The organism is Phycicoccus ginsengisoli (assembly GCF_054779295.1).
In genome coordinates this window covers 112834-129594 of sequence record NZ_BAAGYN010000005.1, presented here as the reverse complement: position 1 = coordinate 129594, position 16761 = coordinate 112834, and the positions used below count along the sequence as shown (strand labels likewise).

Annotated in this window: 9 protein-coding genes; 4 read left to right on the top strand and 5 right to left on the bottom strand. The window is 75.3% G+C overall.

Features of this window, described 5'->3' with window-relative positions:
- Positions 1–34 precede the first annotated feature (34 nt).
- Positions 35–1219, top strand: coding sequence for an acyl-CoA dehydrogenase family protein (locus ACYVDO_RS09975; protein WP_460935309.1), 1185 nt, complete (start codon positions 35–37; stop codon positions 1217–1219).
- 6 nt (positions 1220–1225) lie between these two features.
- A complete protein-coding gene (locus tag ACYVDO_RS09970) occupies positions 1226–1990 on the top strand; it encodes an SDR family NAD(P)-dependent oxidoreductase (RefSeq protein ID WP_460935307.1) in 765 nt (254 codons plus the stop codon).
- A 54-nt stretch (positions 1991–2044) separates the two neighbouring features.
- Here the strand turns inward: ACYVDO_RS09970 and ACYVDO_RS09965 are convergent, their stop codons facing one another.
- The gene (locus ACYVDO_RS09965) at positions 2045–4765 is read right to left on the bottom strand and encodes an ATP-binding protein (protein ID WP_460935305.1); all 2721 of its coding nucleotides are present in this window, start codon (positions 4763–4765) and stop codon (positions 2045–2047) included.
- Between the two features lie 120 nt (positions 4766–4885).
- On the opposite strand from ACYVDO_RS09965, the gene ACYVDO_RS09960 reads away from it, so the two are divergent.
- Positions 4886–6025 carry a class I SAM-dependent methyltransferase gene (locus ACYVDO_RS09960; protein ID WP_460935303.1) on the top strand — a complete coding sequence of 380 codons (1140 nt, stop codon included), beginning with the start codon at positions 4886–4888 and terminating at the stop codon, positions 6023–6025.
- A 19-nt stretch (positions 6026–6044) separates the two neighbouring features.
- Entirely contained in the window at positions 6045–8234 is a 2190-nt protein-coding gene (locus tag ACYVDO_RS09955) for an alpha/beta fold hydrolase (RefSeq protein ID WP_460935301.1), read from the top strand.
- 255 nt (positions 8235–8489) lie between these two features.
- Here the strand turns inward: ACYVDO_RS09955 and ACYVDO_RS09950 are convergent, their stop codons facing one another.
- Genes ACYVDO_RS09950 through ACYVDO_RS09935 form a run of 4 tightly spaced genes read right to left on the bottom strand, consistent with a single transcriptional unit; the run spans position 8490 to position 16754 of the window.
- A complete protein-coding gene (locus ACYVDO_RS09950) occupies positions 8490–9032 on the bottom strand; it encodes a GNAT family N-acetyltransferase (RefSeq protein ID WP_460935299.1) in 543 nt (180 codons plus the stop codon).
- 38 nt (positions 9033–9070) lie between these two features.
- Positions 9071–10402 (bottom strand): 4-aminobutyrate--2-oxoglutarate transaminase, encoded by a 1332-nt coding sequence (gene gabT / locus ACYVDO_RS09945; RefSeq protein ID WP_460935297.1) that lies wholly within the window; start codon positions 10400–10402, stop codon positions 9071–9073.
- Positions 10403–10422: 20 nt separating this feature from the next.
- A complete protein-coding gene (locus ACYVDO_RS09940; protein ID WP_460935295.1) occupies positions 10423–12198 on the bottom strand; it encodes a hypothetical protein in 1776 nt (591 codons plus the stop codon).
- On the bottom strand, positions 12195–16754 hold the full coding sequence (locus ACYVDO_RS09935; RefSeq protein ID WP_460935293.1) for a hypothetical protein: 4560 nt from the start codon (positions 16752–16754) through the stop codon (positions 12195–12197). The genes ACYVDO_RS09940 and ACYVDO_RS09935 overlap by 4 nt, the downstream gene beginning before the upstream one ends.
- Positions 16755–16761 lie beyond the last annotated feature (7 nt).

The window sequence follows — 16761 nt, the reverse complement described above, 5'->3', positions numbered from 1 at the left end:
ATTTGGTTGGACGTCCTACTACTACCCTGAGCGCATGCCTGCCACCCGCCTGATGCCCACCGAGGAGGGCCAGGACCTCATCGACCTCACCCGCGAGATCTGCACCAAGGAGCTGCTCCCGCGGGTGGCCGAGGCCGAGCGCCGGGCCGCCACCGCGCCGGAGCTGCCCGTGGACGCCTTCCGGGTCCTCGGTCGCGCCGGCCTGCTCTCGCTGCCGTATGCCGAGGAGCTGGGTGGCGGGGCCCAGCCCTACGAGGTGTACCTCCAGGTCGTCGAGGAGGTCGCCTCGGTCTGGATGTCCGTGGCGGTGGGCGTCAGCGTCCACGCGCTCACCTGCTACCCGGTGGCGCAGTTCGGCACCGACGAGCAGCGCGAGCGGCTGCTGCCGGGGATGCTCTCGGGCGACCAGCTGGGGGCCTACTGCCTCTCCGAGCGCGCGGCCGGCTCCGACGTGGCGTCGATGACCACCCGGGCGACACCCGACGACCCGGCGGCACCCACGGCATACCGGCTCAAGGGCACCAAGGCGTGGATCAGCCATGCCGGTCACGCGGACTTCTACACCACCTTCGCGCGCACCTCCGATGACGGCGCGCGAGGGCTCTCGTGCCTGGTCGTGCCCGGCGACGCAGCCGGCCTGTCCTTCGGCACCCCGGAGAAGAAGATGGGCCTGCACTGCGACCCGGTGAGCGAGGTGCACTTCGACGGGGTCGAGGTCGGCGCCGACCGGCTCGTGGGCGAGCCCGGTCAGGGCATGGCGATCGCGCTCTCCGCGCTCGACTCCGGACGGCTCGGGATCGCCGCTGCCGCAACGGGTCTCGCGCAGGCCGCCCTCGACCACGCGGTTGCATACGCCAAGGAGCGGACTCAGTTCGGCAAGCCGATCGGCGAGTTCCAGGGGCTCGCGTTCCTGCTCGCCGACATGGAGGCTGCGGTGACGAGTGCCCGGGCCGCCTACCTGCACGCGGCCCGGCTGCGCGACGCCGGCCGCGCGTTCTCCAAGGAGGCCGCCGTCGCCAAGCTCGTGGCCACCGACAACGCCATGCGGGTGACCACCGACGCGGTGCAGGTCCTCGGGGGCGCCGGCTACACGCAGGACTTCCCGCTCGAGCGCTACATGCGCGAGGCCAAGGTGACCCAGATCTTCGAGGGCACCAACCAGATCCAGCGGCTCGTCATCAGCCGCCAGCTGCTCCACACCACGTCCACGAGAGGCTGAGACCCCTTGCAGATCAACGAGAACACCGTCGCCCTGGTCACTGGAGGAGCGTCCGGCCTCGGCGAGGCCACCGTCCGCCGGCTGCACGACGACGGGGCTGCCGTCGTCGTCGTCGACCTGCCGTCGTCGAACGGTGCGGACCTGGCCGCCGAGCTGGGTGACCGCGTCCGCTTCGCCCCCGCCGACGTGCGCGACGAGGCCCAGGTGCAGGCGGCCGTCGACACCGCGCGCGAGCTCGGCACCCTGCGCGTCGTCGTCACCTGCGCCGGCGTCGGCACCCCGGGGCGCGTCGTCGGGCGCAAGGGACCGCTGCCGCTGCAGACCTTCGCCGACGTCGTGTCGATCAACCTCGTCGGCACCTTCAACGTGCTGCGCCTCGCGGCCGCGGCGATGCTCGACAACGAGCCCGTCGACGGCGACCGCGGGGTGGTCGTCATGACGGCGTCGATCGCCGCGTACGACGGGCAGGTCGGCCAGGCTGCGTATGCCGCGAGCAAGGGCGGCGTCGTCGGCCTCACCCTGAGCGCCGCGCGCGACCTCGCCGACAAGGCGATCCGCGTCATGACCATCGCCCCCGGCACGTTCATGACCCCGATGCTCGCGGGCCTGCCCGAGGAGGCGACCGCGGTGCTCGAGGCCCAGGTCCCGCACCCGTCCCGGCTCGGCGACCCGGCCGAGTACGCGAGCCTCGTGCGGTACGTGGTGGACAACCCGATGCTCAACGGCGAGGTCATCCGCATCGACGGCGCCCTGCGGATGCCCCCGCGCTGACCCGGCTCGGCCCCGCGCCTCAGCCGAACCCGTCGGGCCGCCCCGTCGCCCCCCTCACTCCGTGGCGAGCGCCCTGGCCAGCTCCTCCCGGGAGCGGATCCCGAGCTTGAGGTAGACGTGGCGCAGGTGGTACTCGACCGTCTTGGGACTGAGGAACAGGGCGGCCGCGGCCTCGCGCGTGGTGCGCCCCTGCGTCAGCAACGCGGCGACCTGGCGCTCCTGGGGCGTGAGCGCGGTGACCGGGCCCGCACCCCGCCGCAGGGCGGTCTCGCCCGTCGCGTCGAGCTCTGCCGCGGCGCGGTCCGCCCACGGCGCGGCCCCGAGCTGCTCGAACGTCGCCAGCGCCGCCCGCAGGACCGGGCGTGCCTCGACCCGGCGGCGGGTCCGGCGCAGGTGGGCGCCGTACGCGAGCTGGGTCCGGGCCGTCTCGAAGGCGTCGGGAGTCCGCGCGTGCAGCTCCAGAGCGGCCGCGAACTCGGCCTCGGCTCGCCCGTCGCCGAGCGCGAGGGCGAGCGCGCGGTGGGCGCGGGCCAGCGCCCACGGCTGGCCCTTGCGGGCCGCCGCCTCGAGGAACGCCTCGGCCGCAGCCACGGACCCCTCGCTGCTGGTCTGGCGGCGGAGCTCGACCAGCTCGGGGACCGGTGACAGGTCGGGGTCGCTGACCCCCAGCCGGTCCAGCTCCTCGGCGAGCTCCTCGTAGGCGGCGAGCGCGTCGGCCACCCGCGCCCCGGCCGCGGCCTCGTCGGCCAGGGCGCCCAGCGCCCAGATGCGGGCGAGGTGGACGTCGTGCTCGGCACCGAGGGCCAGGGCCTGCAGCGCGTGGGCCCTTGCCGGCTCCACGCGGCCGCACCGGGCCTCGAGGAGGGACCACCCGGCGAGGGCGAGCGTGCGGTCGACGACGTGCCCGGTCTCCTCGGCGAGCCGCACCGCCTCGGCATACAGCTCGTCCGACTGGCTCCACGAGCTGGCGGCAGCGAGGTCCTTGGCGATGAGCGTCAGCAGGAAGGGCAGCGCGCCGACCGCCACGCGGTCGCGCACCTTCTGCAGGACGTCGGCGACCGCCTGGCGGTTCTCCCCCGTCTCGCGCAGGAAGAGCGGCCCGATCATGTCCCAGCGCAGCCGCCACGGCGCGTCGGCGCCCTCCTGGACCGGGTGGGCCAGGGCGTCCCGGATCAAAGCCGGGCCGCGGTCGGCCTCACCCGTGAGCACGAGGGCCACCCCGGCCGCCAGCCGCCCGAGGTGGTCGACCAGCGGTGGGGCGGTGGGGCCGGTCAGCGCCAGCAGCCGGTCCGCCACCCGACCGGCCGAGGCGGTGTCGCAGAGGTAGAGGCTCGCCGCCACGGCCTCCCCCAGGGCCCGTGCCGCGAGGCCGAGGTCGTCCTCCCGGACGAGGTCCGCAGCGGCCAGCTGGAGGTCCTGGGCCTGCGTGAGGGACCCCGAGGAGCTCTGGACGTCGGCGAGGCCGAGCATGGCCCGTGCCCGGGTGCCCGGGCTACCGGCGAGGTCGAGGGACCGCTCCAGCAGCCGAGCAGCCCGGTCCGTGGCCCCTCCGAGCCACGCCTGCTCCCCGGCGAGCAGGAGCCTGGCCGCGCGGGCCTCGGTGTCGGCGGTGAGAGCCGCCGCGCGCTCGTACTGGGCACCGGCCTCGGCGTTCGCACCACGTTCCACGCTCCCGGCCGCCACGGTCTCGAGCAGGCCGGCGGCCTCCTCGTCGGGACCGAGCGCCGCCTCCGCCCGGTGCCAGGCCCTCCGGGCTGCTTCGCGGGGGGCCACTGCGTCGGCCAGGGCGCGGTGGACCTCGCGCCGGGTGGCCGGTGCCGCGGCTCCGTAGACCGCGGCCCGGACGAGCGGGTGCCGGAACTCCACCGCCCCCTCCGCCACCCGCACCAACCCGGCGGACTCCGCCTCCTCCAGGGCCGCGAGCGCCACCCCGAGCTGCCCACAGGCGCGCTCCACCGTCGCCAGGTCGTGGCTGTCGGCGGCTGCGAGGAGAAGCACCGTCCCGGCCGCGGCCGACAGCGACCCGACCCGTCGCAGGAACGTCGCCTGCAGCTCCCCGGCGAGCGGCAGGGCGGTGCCGGGCGGTGCCCGCAGCAGGCGGTCGGCCTCGGCGGCCAGCTCCATGATGGCCAGCGGGTTGCCCGCAGTCGCCTCGTGGAAGCGCCCGAGCGCCGGCCCCGACCCCGCCCAGGCCCGTGAGCGCAGGAGCAGTGCCCGGGTCGCCTCCAGGTCCAGCGGGCCGAGCCGGAGCACCTCGAGGTTGGACAGCGCGGACGCCGGGTCCTGCCGCTGCGCGACCACGAGCGCGACCGGGTCGGTCCGCAGGCGCCGGGCTGCGAACACGAGCGCCTGGGTGGACGACTCGTCGAGCAGGTGGGCGTCGTCGACGAGGACGGCCAGGGGGCGGTCCTCCGCCGCCCGGGCGAGCAGGCCGAGGACGGCGGCGCCCACGGCGAACCGCTCGGGCCGCGGGCCGTCGCGCAGGGCCAGCGCGACCCCGAGCGCCTCGGCCTGCGGTGCGGGAAGGTCCGGGAGGAGGTGCAGCAGCGGGGTGAGCAGCTGGGAGAGGCCGCCGAACGCCACCTCGTGCTCGGCCTCGACGCCGCGGGCGGTGAGCACGCGCATGCCCTCCGTGTGCCGGCGGGCGTGCTCGAGCAGGGCCGTCTTGCCGATGCCGGGCTCCCCCGAGACCACCAGCACGCCGCTGTCACCGACCCGGGCTCCGGCAAGCAGGCGCTCGAGCACCAGGAGCTCGGACTCACGCCCCACGAGCACAGCGCCAGTGTGGCACGGCCGGATCACCAGGGGGGTCACCTGATTCGAGGGGGCACGGCCCCTTCCTACCGTCGAGGGAGCCGGCGCGAGAACAGTCCGCGCCCCGTCCGAGGAGCAACCATGACCGACCTGTACGAGGCCCCCGCCGGGGCCGTGCCCGAGACCGCTGCGTCCGACCCCGCCGACACCGCGAGCCAGGCGCCCGCCCTCGACCTCGACAAGCTGATGGGCTTCGTCTTCAAGGCAGTCGACGAGGTCGGGGCGACCCTGAACACGGCCCTCGTCGTCCTCGGGGACAAGCTCGGCTACTACCGCGCGATGGCCGACTCCCGCCCGATCAGCCCCGCCCAGCTCGCCCACGCCACCGGGACCGACGAGCACTACGCCCGTGAATGGCTCAACGGCCAGGCGGCGGGCGGCTACGTCGACTACGACCCGGCGTCCGGCACCTACGTCCTGCCGCCCGAGCAGGCGAACGCGCTCACCGAGCCGAGCAGCCCGGCATACCTGCCCGGGTTCTTCCAGATCGCGCTGGGCACGGCGCACGACACCGACAGCATCGTCGCGGCCGCGCGCAACCAGGCCGGCGTCGGGTGGCACGAGCACCACGGCGACGTGCACGAGGGGTGTGCGCGGTTCTTCCGCACGATGTACAACGCCCACCTCGTCGGGGAGTGGCTGCCCGCCCTCGACGACGTCGTCGCCAAGCTCGAGGCGGGGGCCCGGGTGGCCGACGTCGGCTGCGGCCACGGAGAGTCGACCGTGATCATGGCGCAGGCCTTCCCGCGCTCGACGTTCATCGGCTCGGACTACCACGAGGCCTCGATCGCCAAGGCCCGTGCACGGGCGCAGGAGGCGGGGGTCGCCGACCGGGTGAGCTTCGAGGTCTCGGCGGCCCAGCAGCTCAGCGGTGACGGTTTCGACCTGGTGACGACGTTCGACGCGCTGCACGACATGGGCGACCCCGTCGGGGCAGCCCGCCGGGTGCGCGAGGCGATCGCCGACGACGGCACCTGGCTCGTGGTGGAGCCGATGTCGGGCGACACCGTGAGCGACAACCTCAACCCGGTGGGCCGGGCGTACTACGGGTTCTCCACGTTGCTGTGCACCCCGTCGTCGCTGGCGCAGGAGGTGGGGCTCGCGCTCGGCACGCAGGCCGGCCCGGCCCGCATCCGCGACGTCGTCACGGCGGGCGGGTTCACGCGGTTCCGCACGGCCGCCCAGACGCCCTTCAACCGGGTGCTCGAAGTCCGCCCCTGAGGCGGAGCACACTGGGCTGATGGAGGCGCAGGCACCGGTGGCGCGGCCCACTGCGAGCGGCACCGTGAACCGCGACGGGGTCACCGTGGCGTACGACGTGCACGGTCGGGAGGACCGCCCCACCGTCCTGCTCATGCCGAGCTGGGCCATCGTGTACAGCCGCGTCTGGAAGGCCCAGATCCCTTACCTGGCAAGACATCTGCGGGTCGTCAGCTTCGATGGACGGGGGAACGGCCGGTCCGACCGGCCAGAGGGCGCGGCGGCGTACACCGACGAGGTGCACGCCGCCGACGCCCTCGCCGTCCTCGACGCCACCGCCACCGGGCGGTGCGTCGTCGCGGGGCTGTCGTGGGGCGCGACGTGGGCCCTGCACCTCGCCGCAGCGCACCCGGAGCGGGTCTCGGGCGTCGTCGGCCTCGCAGCCTCGAGCAACGTGCGGGTGCGGCGGCCGGGGCGCGGCGCCGTGGACTGGGACGGGCCCGCGAGGTCACCGGCCCAGGGGTGGGCGACGTACAACCGCCAGCACTGGCTGGGCGGTGGCTACGACGACTTCGTCCGCTTCTTCTTCGGCCAGATGTTCCCCGAGGAGCACTCCACCAAGCAGGTCGAGGACTGCGTCGGCTGGGCGCACGAGACCACGCCCGAGGTGCTCGCGGCCACGTCGGCCGGCATGCACGGCTACGACGGTGTCGCGACCACCCCCGTCGAGGAGGTCTGCGCCCGGGTGCGGTGCCCCGTGCTGCTCGTCCACGGGACGGCCGACCTCATCTCGCCCCCAGCGGTCAGCCGACGGCTGGCCGAGCTGACCGGCGGCGAGGTCCTGCTCCTCGAGGGCGGCGGCCACGGCTTCCTCGCACGCGACCCGGTGAAGGTCAACCACGTCCTGCGCGCGTTCACCGAGCGCGTCACCGCACCTCCCTCCGCCGGCGTCGACGGACCCGCCACCGACCCCCGCACCACCACGTGGCGCCGCGCCTCGCGCCGGCCACCGCGGGCCCTGTTCCTCTCCTCCCCCATCGGCCTCGGCCACGCGCGCCGCGACCTCGCGGTCGCCGACGAGCTGCGCAAGCTGCACCCCGGGCTCGAGGTCGAGTGGCTGGCCCAGCACCCCGTGACCGCCCTGCTCGAACGCGCCGGCGAACGCGTCCACCCGGCCTCGCGGTGGCTGGCCAGCGAGAGCGCCCACTTCGAGCACGAGGCCGGTGAGCACGACCTGCACGCGTTCCAGGCGCTGCGCCGCATGGACGAGGTGCTCGTGAACAACTTCATGGTGTTCGACGACGTCGTGCGCGACGAGCACGTGGACCTCGTCGTGGGCGACGAGGCCTGGGACGTCGACCACTTCCTGCACGAGAACCCCGAGCTCAAGCGGTTCCCCTTCGCGTGGCTGACCGACTTCGTCGGGCTCCTCCCCATGCCCGACGGCGGTGACGCCGAGGTCGCGCTGACCGCCGACTACAACGCCGAGATGCTCGAGCACCGTGCACGATACGGCTGGGTGCGCGACCGGTCCGTCTTCGTCGGCTCCCCGGACGACGTGGTCGCCGAGCCGTTCGGTCCCGGGCTCCCGGGCATCCGCGAGTGGACGCGCGAGAACTTCGAGTTCGCCGGCTACGTCACGGGGTTCGACCCCGCGTCCGTCGCCGACCGTGGGCGCCTCAGGCACGAGCTCGGGTATGCCGCGGACGAGCGGGTGTGCGTCGTCACCGTGGGCGGGTCGGGGGTCGGCGAGCCGCTGCTGCGGCGGGTCCTCGACGCCGTGCCGATGGTGCGGCGCCGGGTCGACGGGCTGCGGTTCGTCGTGGTGGCCGGCCCCCGGATCGACCCCGGGTCGCTGCCCCGGCGTCGCGGGGTCACGGTGCGCGGACTCGTGCCCGACCTGCACCGGCACCTCGCGGCCGCCGACCTGGCCGTGGTCCAGGGCGGCCTCACCACCTGCATGGAGCTCACGGCCTCGCGCACCCCGTTCCTCTACGTCCCTCTGCGCCACCACTTCGAGCAGGCGATCCACGTCCGGCACCGGCTGGACAGGTACCGCGCGGGGCGGTGCCTGCCCTACGAGCAGGCCGCGGACCCGGACGCGCTCGCGGACGCCCTCGTCGCGGGGCTCGACCTGGAGGTGGCCTACCGGCCGGTGGAGGCCGACGGCGCGGCCCGCGCGGCGGCGCTCATCGGGGAGCTGCTCCAGCCCCGGCGCCGGTTCCGCTGAACCCCTTGCGCGGCGTGCCGGGATGGGTGACGATCAGCGGACCTCCTCCGGGAGGCCAGTCCCCCTCGGGGGACACGAGACCCGGCCAACTCATACTTGGCCGGGTCTCACCTTTTGTAACAGGTGGCGGGGGACGGTTCCGAATCCGACACGCGTCCTGCCGGGAAACGGGTGATGAACGTCTCGTCGCACCCGCGCTCCAGCGCGCCCAGCGCCCGGCCCGGCCCGGCCCGGCCCGGCCCGGGCTGGGCGGTGTCAGGCGGTCGGCACCCAGAAGCGCAGCTTGCCGTCGCGCTCGTCCTCGAGCACGCCACCACAGGCCTCGATGACCCGGCGCGAGGCGACGTTGTCGGGGTCGCAGGTCACCAGCGCCGACGCGATGCCGTACCGGCCCGCCGCGACCGCCAGCATCCCCCGCAGCATGGCCGTCGCCTGCCCGCGACAACGGTGCTCGGGGGCCACGTCGTAGCCGATGTGGCCGCCGCCGGCGAGCAGCCGCTCGTTGAGCCGCTGACGCAGCTGGATGCGCCCGAGCCACTCCTCGCCGTCGACCCACCACAGCGTGGTCGAGGGGACCAGGTGGGACAGGCGCGGCGTCTCCGGCAGCGCCTCGGCACGGAGCTCTGCGACGTAGGACGTGAAGGCCGCCCGGTCCTCCCACCGCGGCGCCCAGGTGCGCAGGTCGCGGCCGATCATCGAGTCGTCCTCGGGCGACCCGCGCCCCTCGGCCGCGAAACCTGCCATCGCCCGCAGGAACGAGGTGTGGAAGCGCGTGTCGGGCTCGACGAGCTCAGCCATCACCCCATCCAAGCAGCCGGACCGGCACCGCGGCCGGCTCAGACCGAGGCGGCGAAGGCCTCCTCGAGCACGTCCAGGCCCTCCGACAGCAGCTCGTCCGAGGACGAGAGCGGCGGCAGGAACCGGAACACGTTGCCGAAGGTGCCGCAGGTCAAGGTGACCAGCCCGCGCTCGTGGCAGGCCTTGTTGACCCGGCCGGCGAGGTCGGCGTCCGGCGTCTTCCGCTCCAGGTCGGAGACGAGCTCGATCGCGAGCATCGCGCCGCGCCCACGGATGTCGCCGATGACACCGTGCTTGCTGGCGAGCGCCTCGAGCCGGGGGCGGAAGAGGGCCTCGACCTCGCGGGCCCGGCCGCACAGGTCGTCGGCCTTCATCGTCTCGATCGACGCGAGCGCGGCGGCACAGGCGACGGGGTTGCCGCCGTAGGTGCCGCCGAGCCCGCCGGTGTGGATGGCGTCCATGACGTCCGCCCGCCCGGTGAGGGCGGCCAGCGGCATACCGCCGGCAATGCCCTTGGCGGTGGTGACGAGGTCCGGCACCACGCCCTCGTGCTCAGAGGCGAACCAGTCGCCGGTGCGGCAGAAGCCCGACTGGACCTCGTCGGCGACGAAGAGGATCTCGTGGTCACGGCACCAGTCGGCGACCATCTTGACGAAGCCCGGCGCCGGCACGATGAACCCGCCCTCGCCCTGGATCGGCTCGAGGATGACCGCCGCCGTGTTCGACTCGCCGACCTGCGCGTGGACCATCGACGTGAACGTCTCGAAGGCCTCCTCCGCGCACGCCTCCGGGCCGGTGGGCCAGCGGTAGGGGTAGGCCATCGGCACGCGGTAGACCTCGGACGCGAACGGCCCGAAACGGTGCTTGTACGGCATGCTCTTCGCGGTCAGGGCCATCGTGAGGTTGGTGCGGCCGTGGTAGGCGTGGTCGAACGCGACGACGGCCTGGCGACCGGTGAAGTGGCGCGCCACCTTGACGGCGTTCTCGACGGCCTCGGAGCCGGAGTTGAAGAGGGCGGAGCGCTTCTCGTGGTCGCCGGGGGTGAGCTCGGCGAGCGCCTCGGCGACGAGGACGTACTCCTCGTAGGGCGTCACCATGAAGCACGTGTGGGTGAAGTCAGCGATCTGCTTCTGCACCGCCTCGACGACCCGCGGGTTGCCGTTGCCGACGGTGGTGACGGCGATGCCGGAGCCGAAGTCGATGAGCTGGTTGCCGTCGACGTCGCGCAGGATGCCGCCGCTGGCCTGCTCGACGTAGATCGGCAGGCCCGTGCCGACACCGGCCGACACGGCGGCCGTCTTGCGCTGCTGGAGGGCTTGGCTCTTCGGGCCGGGGATCGACGTGGCGAGGACGCGCTTCTGCTCGAGCATGGATGGATGCTACGCCCGCCTCAGCCGCCGGGGACCCGGGTCTCCCGGGCGGTGTCGGAGGCGAACCCGGAGCTGCCCTCTCCCCTGCCGACGCGCACCCGGTGGCCCGTCCACCGGGCGTAGCTGCCGTCGCGGCGACGGGCCAGCAGCGGCACGGCGGTGACCGTGACGCCCTCGCGCGGGATCTCCTCACCGGGGAACGTCAACGGGGTGGGCCGCAGCAACGTGCTGGCCGCCAGCACCGGCTGGTCGTCGGCGGACAGGAGGGCGCCCTTGCGCAGGCCCACCTCGGCATACCCCGTGCTCACCGGGACCAGCGGGATCCAGTGGGCAGGGACGGGCGAGAGCAGCTCGTAGAGCAGGTCGCCCTCGGCCAGGTCGTCGGGGGCGGCGGGTCGCACCGGCTGCGACTCGGCGGAGCGCTGGCGCGGGTCGCCGCTGCGGCCGGGCACCACCCGCTCGACCGCCCAGGCCATGTTGGCGGTCTCGTCCCGGACGAAGGCGACCTCCTCGACCGGGTCCCCCGCGAGCGGGGTGTTGGCCACGGGCGGCAGGAGGACACCGGGCAGGACGGCGCCACGGTCCGAGGTGACCTCGAACAGGCCGAAGCCGCGTCGCCGCCGGTCGGTGCCGTCATCGGCGATGTCGTACGTCTCGCCGAACGTCGTGGTCACGGTGACCCGCTGGACCTGGTTGAGCGCCCCGACCCGGCCGTCCACCGGCACGAGCAGCCAGTCGTCCCCGCCGACCAGGGCGAACTCCGCCAGGCAGAGCCGGGCCAGGTCGTGCGGCTGCGCCTCGATCGCGGCCACGTCGACCGAGCCGTCCTCGAGCTGCCAGTACCGCGTCGACGGCATCCCCGGGTAGCGCAGGGGTGCCGCCAGCATGGTGTCGGTCACCTCAGGCACGGCGGCCAGGTCGGCATCGCCGTCGAGCTCGACCGTCCAGCCCTCCAGCCACTGCAGGTCGTGCCAGCGGGCGGCGCCGGTCCCGAAGGCCGTGGCCGCGACCACCGCCTGGTCCGCCTCCGCGCCGGAGCCGAACCGCAGGGCGAACCGGTGCTCGAGCCGCGGCGTGCTCCACGCCCCTCCGGCACCCGGCTGGCCGGCCACCCAGGCCAGCCACTCCCCGGCGACCGCGCCGGCCTTCGCCGGGTCGGCGGCGTCGGCGACCCACGAGGGCTCCCCGGTCTCCAGCGCCGCCCGGGCGGCGGCGCCGTCGGGCACGCGCCCCTCGAGCACCAGGAACATCCGCCCTGCGCCCGGGTCGAGGGCCCCGGTCGGGTCGGCCGGGTCGCCGGGCAGCACCAGGGGGTGGGCGGCCAGGAGCAGGTCGGCCGCGCCACCATGCCCCGCCTCGCGGAGCAGGTCGGCCAGCTGCGCACCGGTCTCGGCGCGCCAGCGCAGCCCCTGCTCGGCCCCGGCGTCCGGGACGTGCTCGACGAGCTCGTCGAGCACAGCCCCCTGGGGCCACGGCTGCCACTCGGCGTGCTGGGCGATCGCCGCGGGGTCGAGCTCGCCGGCCGCGGCCCACGCCGTGACCGGCAGCGAACGGCTGGTCACGGTGACCGACACCGGGGTGCCGACGTCCTCGCCGAGCAGCTCCCCCAGCTGCCACTGGCGGCCCAGCATCCACAGCGGGTCGGCGACCGCGGCGACGGCCCCGGGGGCGGGATCGCCCGAGACCGACTGCGGCTCGAGTCGGGTGAGCGCGGGGGGCGCGACCGCGATCGTGGCCAGCAGCGGCGACAGCTCGGTCACCGCGACCAGGTCGACGGGCTGGATCTTCTCGGTCATCGCGCCGACTCCTTCACGAACGGCATGGCCACGAACCCGGAGCGCACCGCGGCCAGCTCCTGCCAGAGCAGGAACTTCGAGCCCTGCAGGGCCGAGTGCCGGGTGTAGAGGGCGGGCAGCACCCGGGCGTCGCCGGCGAGCCGCTCGAGGGTCACCATGCGGGCCCGGGCGAGGTCGAGCGTCTGCTCCACCACCGCGCGCACCGAGTCCGCGGTCCAGCGGGCGCCGTCGGGCGACACCAGCGAGAGGACGGCCTGCGGCGGCCGGGACGACGCACCGTTGGCGCGCACCGCGAGCCCCGTGCGGGCCCGGCCCGGCCGGGGGTCCTCGGGTCGCGCCCGCGTGCCGGGTTGCTCGGGCAGGTCCTCCACCCAGGTGTCCAGGACGATGCCGGCCAGCGGTGCGCCCGCGACCACGTCACCCACGGTGTCGAGGACGAGGTGGGTGACGCCCCGGTCGGGCCACGGCCCGGACTCGGGCAGTGGCCCGGCCAGCCAGGTGGTGGTGCCTGCGGCCGGACCCGAGTCGGTGACCTCCGTGACCTGCGCGACCGTGAGGGCCCGCGGGCGTCCGAGCGCCGACTCGAACAGCAGGGCCTCGCTGAGCCGGCGCACCTGCGGCCGCACCGTGGCGTGGTCGCGCACGAAGCGCCGGACGGCCGTCGACGGCGGCTGGGGGAAGGCCGGCTGGACCACCGCCTGCACGAACGAGTCGGCCCCGCCCGGTGCCGACAGCGACGGCACGACGAGGAACCCGCTGCCCAGGACCCCGGTGGCCACGTCCTGGGCGGCCTCGAGGACCTGGACGGCCGGGCTGCCGTCCGTGACCTTGGCGGCGAGCCGCGCGACGGAGGCCTGCGCGTTCGCGCTCATGGCCTCGGCGGCCTCCCACGCCTGCCGGGCCCACGACAGGTCCAGGGGGCGGGCGCGGTTGGGCAGCATGGGTATGCCGTACGCGTCCAGGGCGGTGACCACCGCAGCCGACACCGCGTCGGCCGTGGCCTGGTCGGCGACGATCCCGTCAGGGGGGACGGCGTCCACGGTCGGCTGGAGCCCCGCGACGGCGGTCGCGAGCGACCCCGCGAGTGCCTCGACCCGCGAGCGCAGCTCGGGCAGCGCCGCGGCGAGGTCACGCTCGGGCTGGGCGCCGGACCCGACGAGCGAGTCGGGGAGCAGTGCCCGGGCCGAGGAGACGAGCGGCTTGAGGCTGGTGGCCACCGCGAGCACCTCGCCGACGGCCCGGAACCGGGCCGGCCACCCGTTGTCGCGCACCTGGGCCAGGACTGCCTGCCGCAGCCCGGGCAGCAGCGCGCGGACCCCGAGGTCGAAGCTGTCCGGGCTCGGGGCGAAGACCAGGTCGAGCGCGCACAGCCCTGCACCGTCCAGGGTGACCCGCTGGCCGTCGACCTCGCCCACCACCACGTCGGCCGGGTCGCCGAGGTGGGCCGCCGCCCACGCCTCGAGGGCGGGTTCGGCCGCGGCGCGGGGGCGCGTGGTGCTCCACGGGCTCGGCGGCACACCGCCGCCCACGACCGCCACCACGCGGTGCGTGATCCGCTCCCCGCTGTCGGGCACCTGCAGCACGTCCAGCGTGTCGGCCGGAGCCGCACCACTCGACATCGCGTCCATGGCCGCCGCGGCCCGCGCCGCGTTCCCGCCGGCGTACTGCACGACCGACTCGCTGAGCATCACGTCGGCGACCGCGTCCACGGTGTCGGCCGCCGCGGCGAGCACGGCGACGACGCTGCCCCACTCGCTGCCGGTGAGCGGCTTCCACGTCCCCGGGGCGACGTACTCGTTGACCGGCGGGATGTCGAGCAGGTGCCGCAGGGTCTCGTCCCCGGGCGGGTGCAGCCGCAGCAGGAGCAGCCCGTCGACGACGTTCGCTGCGGCGACGGACTCCTGCACCAGCTGGTCGTCGGAGCCGTCCCGGTCGCTCAGCCGCCGCGCCACGAGCGGGGCGATGGCACGCAGGCTGAGCTGCAGCCGCGCCAGCCCGGCCTCCGCCAGGCCGCGCTCGATCCGGTAGCCCACCAGCGCGGCCAGCTGCTGCCCCTGCCGCACGCCGTCCAGCACCTGCCGCGCGTCGCGGACCCGGGTGCCGGAAAGGTCGACCGCGAAGGGCCCCCCGTCGGTGCCGCTGTCCGGCAGGTGGCTGAGGTGCGCGCTGCGCAGCATGCCTGCGGCGATGGCGTGCCGCGTCGTCGGGGCGTGCAGCCACCCGTCGGGCACCGTCCCGGCCTGGGCGGACAGGCTCTCGACCACGCCGTAGGCGCCCACCGTGAGGCCGCGCGCGCCGGCCCGGCCGGCGGCCTGACGGGCGCGCCGGTCCGCGACCACGGCCGTGGCCCACGCGTCGAGGCGGTGCGAGGAACAGTCGAGCGCCTCCGCGACCGCGAGCCGGCGGGCCTCGAGCCCGGTCCCCGCGAGCCGGGTCATCGCCTCCCGCACCTCGGCGCGCGTGCCCATGGCCAGCATCCACCCCGACAGCGCCGAGGCCCCCAGCCGACGCGACTCGGCGGTGACGGGCGAGGCGAGGGCGACCTCCGCCAGCGAGGCGGGCACGACCTCGAGCGGCTGGTACTCGCGCAGCAGCGACGTGCCGCCGACGACGCCGCCCCCGGCGACCTCGACGGCCAGCCCGGTGAGCTCGCTGCTCGTCGCGCCGTCCGCGCGCGAGACCATCGCGGCCGCCCGGCTGCGCAGCTCCGGCGTGAGGTCGACGAAGTCGACCAGCGTCGGCAGCACCTCCGCGGGCGCGGCCTTGGCGACGTCGAGCTCCGCCGACTGCCACGCCAGCACCAGCAGGGCCTGCAGCACGCTGTCGACGGCCAGCACCCGCGAGGGCGTGCCGAGCAGCGCGGTGACGAACTCGGGGTCGCGGTCGGACACGAGCGGCAGCGGCAGCGGCCGGGTCTGGTCGTGCAGCGAGCCGAGCACCCCCTTCGACGCGTCCACGCCCAGCACCTGGGCCAGCACCGCCGTGGTGATGATCCGCTCCTGCTCGAACCAGCCCGAGCCGAGCCCGAGGGCGGCCTGCAGCGGCTCCGCCATGCTCTCGTCGATGTTCGGCCGCACCCGCAGCCCCTGCATGACCGGGCTCGTCCCGAGCACCTCGAGCAGCGTGCCGTCGACGTCGGCGGCCCCGGGCCGCACGAGCGGGACGTTGTGCTGCGCGGCATACAGCCACCGGCGGAGCAACGGGCGCACCACGGCGAGGACGCCGGCGGTCGTCTCCCCGGCACGCGGCACCCAGGCTGCGAGGTCGGAGACCGGGAGTATGCCGTAGGGCTGGGCACCGACGCGGACCGCCGGGGACGGGCCGCGGCCCCGCACGTGGTCGCGGAAGAGCTGTCGCGCGGACTCCTCCTGGGCGTCGGTGAGGCCCGGCACGCCGTGGGCGTCCAGCCGGTTGAGGTAGTCGCCCCACCCCGGCTGCCACAGGGCGGTGTTGGTCCACTGCGCCACCTGCTGCTCGCCCGTGCCCTGGCCCAGGAGGTGGGTGGCGACGGTGGCGTCCACCCCGAGGGTCGTGGCGAGGGCGGTCGTGTCGCTGTCGGCGCGGGCGGTCCCGGCCGACGCGTCGAGGGAGGGCGGCACGGGCGCGGGCCGCCGCTGGTAGGGGGAGCGCGCGGAGTCGTCGTTGTTCGTGGGCGTCCCCTGGGCCAGCAGGGACAGGCCACCCGCGCCGAAGCGGTGCGCGGCCAGGAGCTGCTCGAGCTCGTCGGCGCCGGCTGCGGGGGTCCGGCTGCCCCGCGCCCCGACGACGACGACCCGGTCCACCCGGGTCACCGACTGGGCGAGGGTCACCGTGACGGCCATCCCCACCTGTTCGGCCTGCTGGTAGTCGACCAGCCACTCCGACCCCTGGGGCACCGTCAGGCCGGAGCCCGCCGACACCGGCTGGTCGTCGAGCGGCACCGGTGACACCTGCAGGTCCGGCGGGACCGGCCGGCCGACGGCGCGCGAGACCTTCCCGCCCTGGTCGGCGAAGACGACGAAGCGGTCGGGCAGCGCCCGGGCGACGATGCGGCGTGCACCGGCCGGGGGCACGGGCCCGAAGTCGGGCTGCGCGGTCCCGCGCTGGGCGAGGTTGCGCGGGGTGCACGCCTCCGCCACCCACTCGGCCCGCCCGGCACCTACGGCGTCGACGAGGTGCTGCCACGCCGTCTCGGGGACCGGGTCCTGCCACGCCGCCGTCCACCAGCTGCGACCCGCTGCCGTCTCCTCGTCGCTCAGGCCGCGCTGCAGCCCGTCGACGTGGACGTCGTCGGGGTAGATCCGCACCCGCAGGACGGTGCGCCGGCCGACGCGCCCGAAGCGGGTCTCGAGCCGGACCGGGAGGAGCACGAGCGGGCTGTCCGCGGGCGCGTCGCACGGGTCGACGCGGTCGTGGAGCCGGTCGAGGATCCCGGCGAGGCGGGCGTCGAGCGCGTCGATCCGCGCCCGGTCGAGGACGCCGGTGCGCTGCATGTCGGCGACCAGCCGCGTCCGCTCGGTCGTCAGCCGTGCTGCCTGGGTGCGGGCCGCGCGGATGGCGGCGGTGGGCTCTGGCATGGTCCCT

Excerpts from the sequence above, each read along its gene's own strand:
- ACYVDO_RS09960 (WP_460935303.1), top strand. The coding sequence starts at position 4,886 with ATGACCGACCTGTACGAGGCCCCCGCCGGGGCCGTGCCCGAGACCGCT.
- gabT (WP_460935297.1), bottom strand. The coding sequence starts at position 10,402 with ATGCTCGAGCAGAAGCGCGTCCTCGCCACGTCGATCCCCGGCCCGAAG.
- ACYVDO_RS09935 (WP_460935293.1), bottom strand. The coding sequence starts at position 16,754 with ATGCCAGAGCCCACCGCCGCCATCCGCGCGGCCCGCACCCAGGCAGCA.
- ACYVDO_RS09955 (WP_460935301.1), top strand. The coding sequence starts at position 6,045 with ATGGAGGCGCAGGCACCGGTGGCGCGGCCCACTGCGAGCGGCACCGTG.
- ACYVDO_RS09950 (WP_460935299.1), bottom strand. The coding sequence starts at position 9,032 with ATGGCTGAGCTCGTCGAGCCCGACACGCGCTTCCACACCTCGTTCCTG.
- ACYVDO_RS09975 (WP_460935309.1), top strand. The coding sequence starts at position 35 with ATGCCTGCCACCCGCCTGATGCCCACCGAGGAGGGCCAGGACCTCATC.
- ACYVDO_RS09940 (WP_460935295.1), bottom strand. The coding sequence starts at position 12,198 with ATGACCGAGAAGATCCAGCCCGTCGACCTGGTCGCGGTGACCGAGCTG.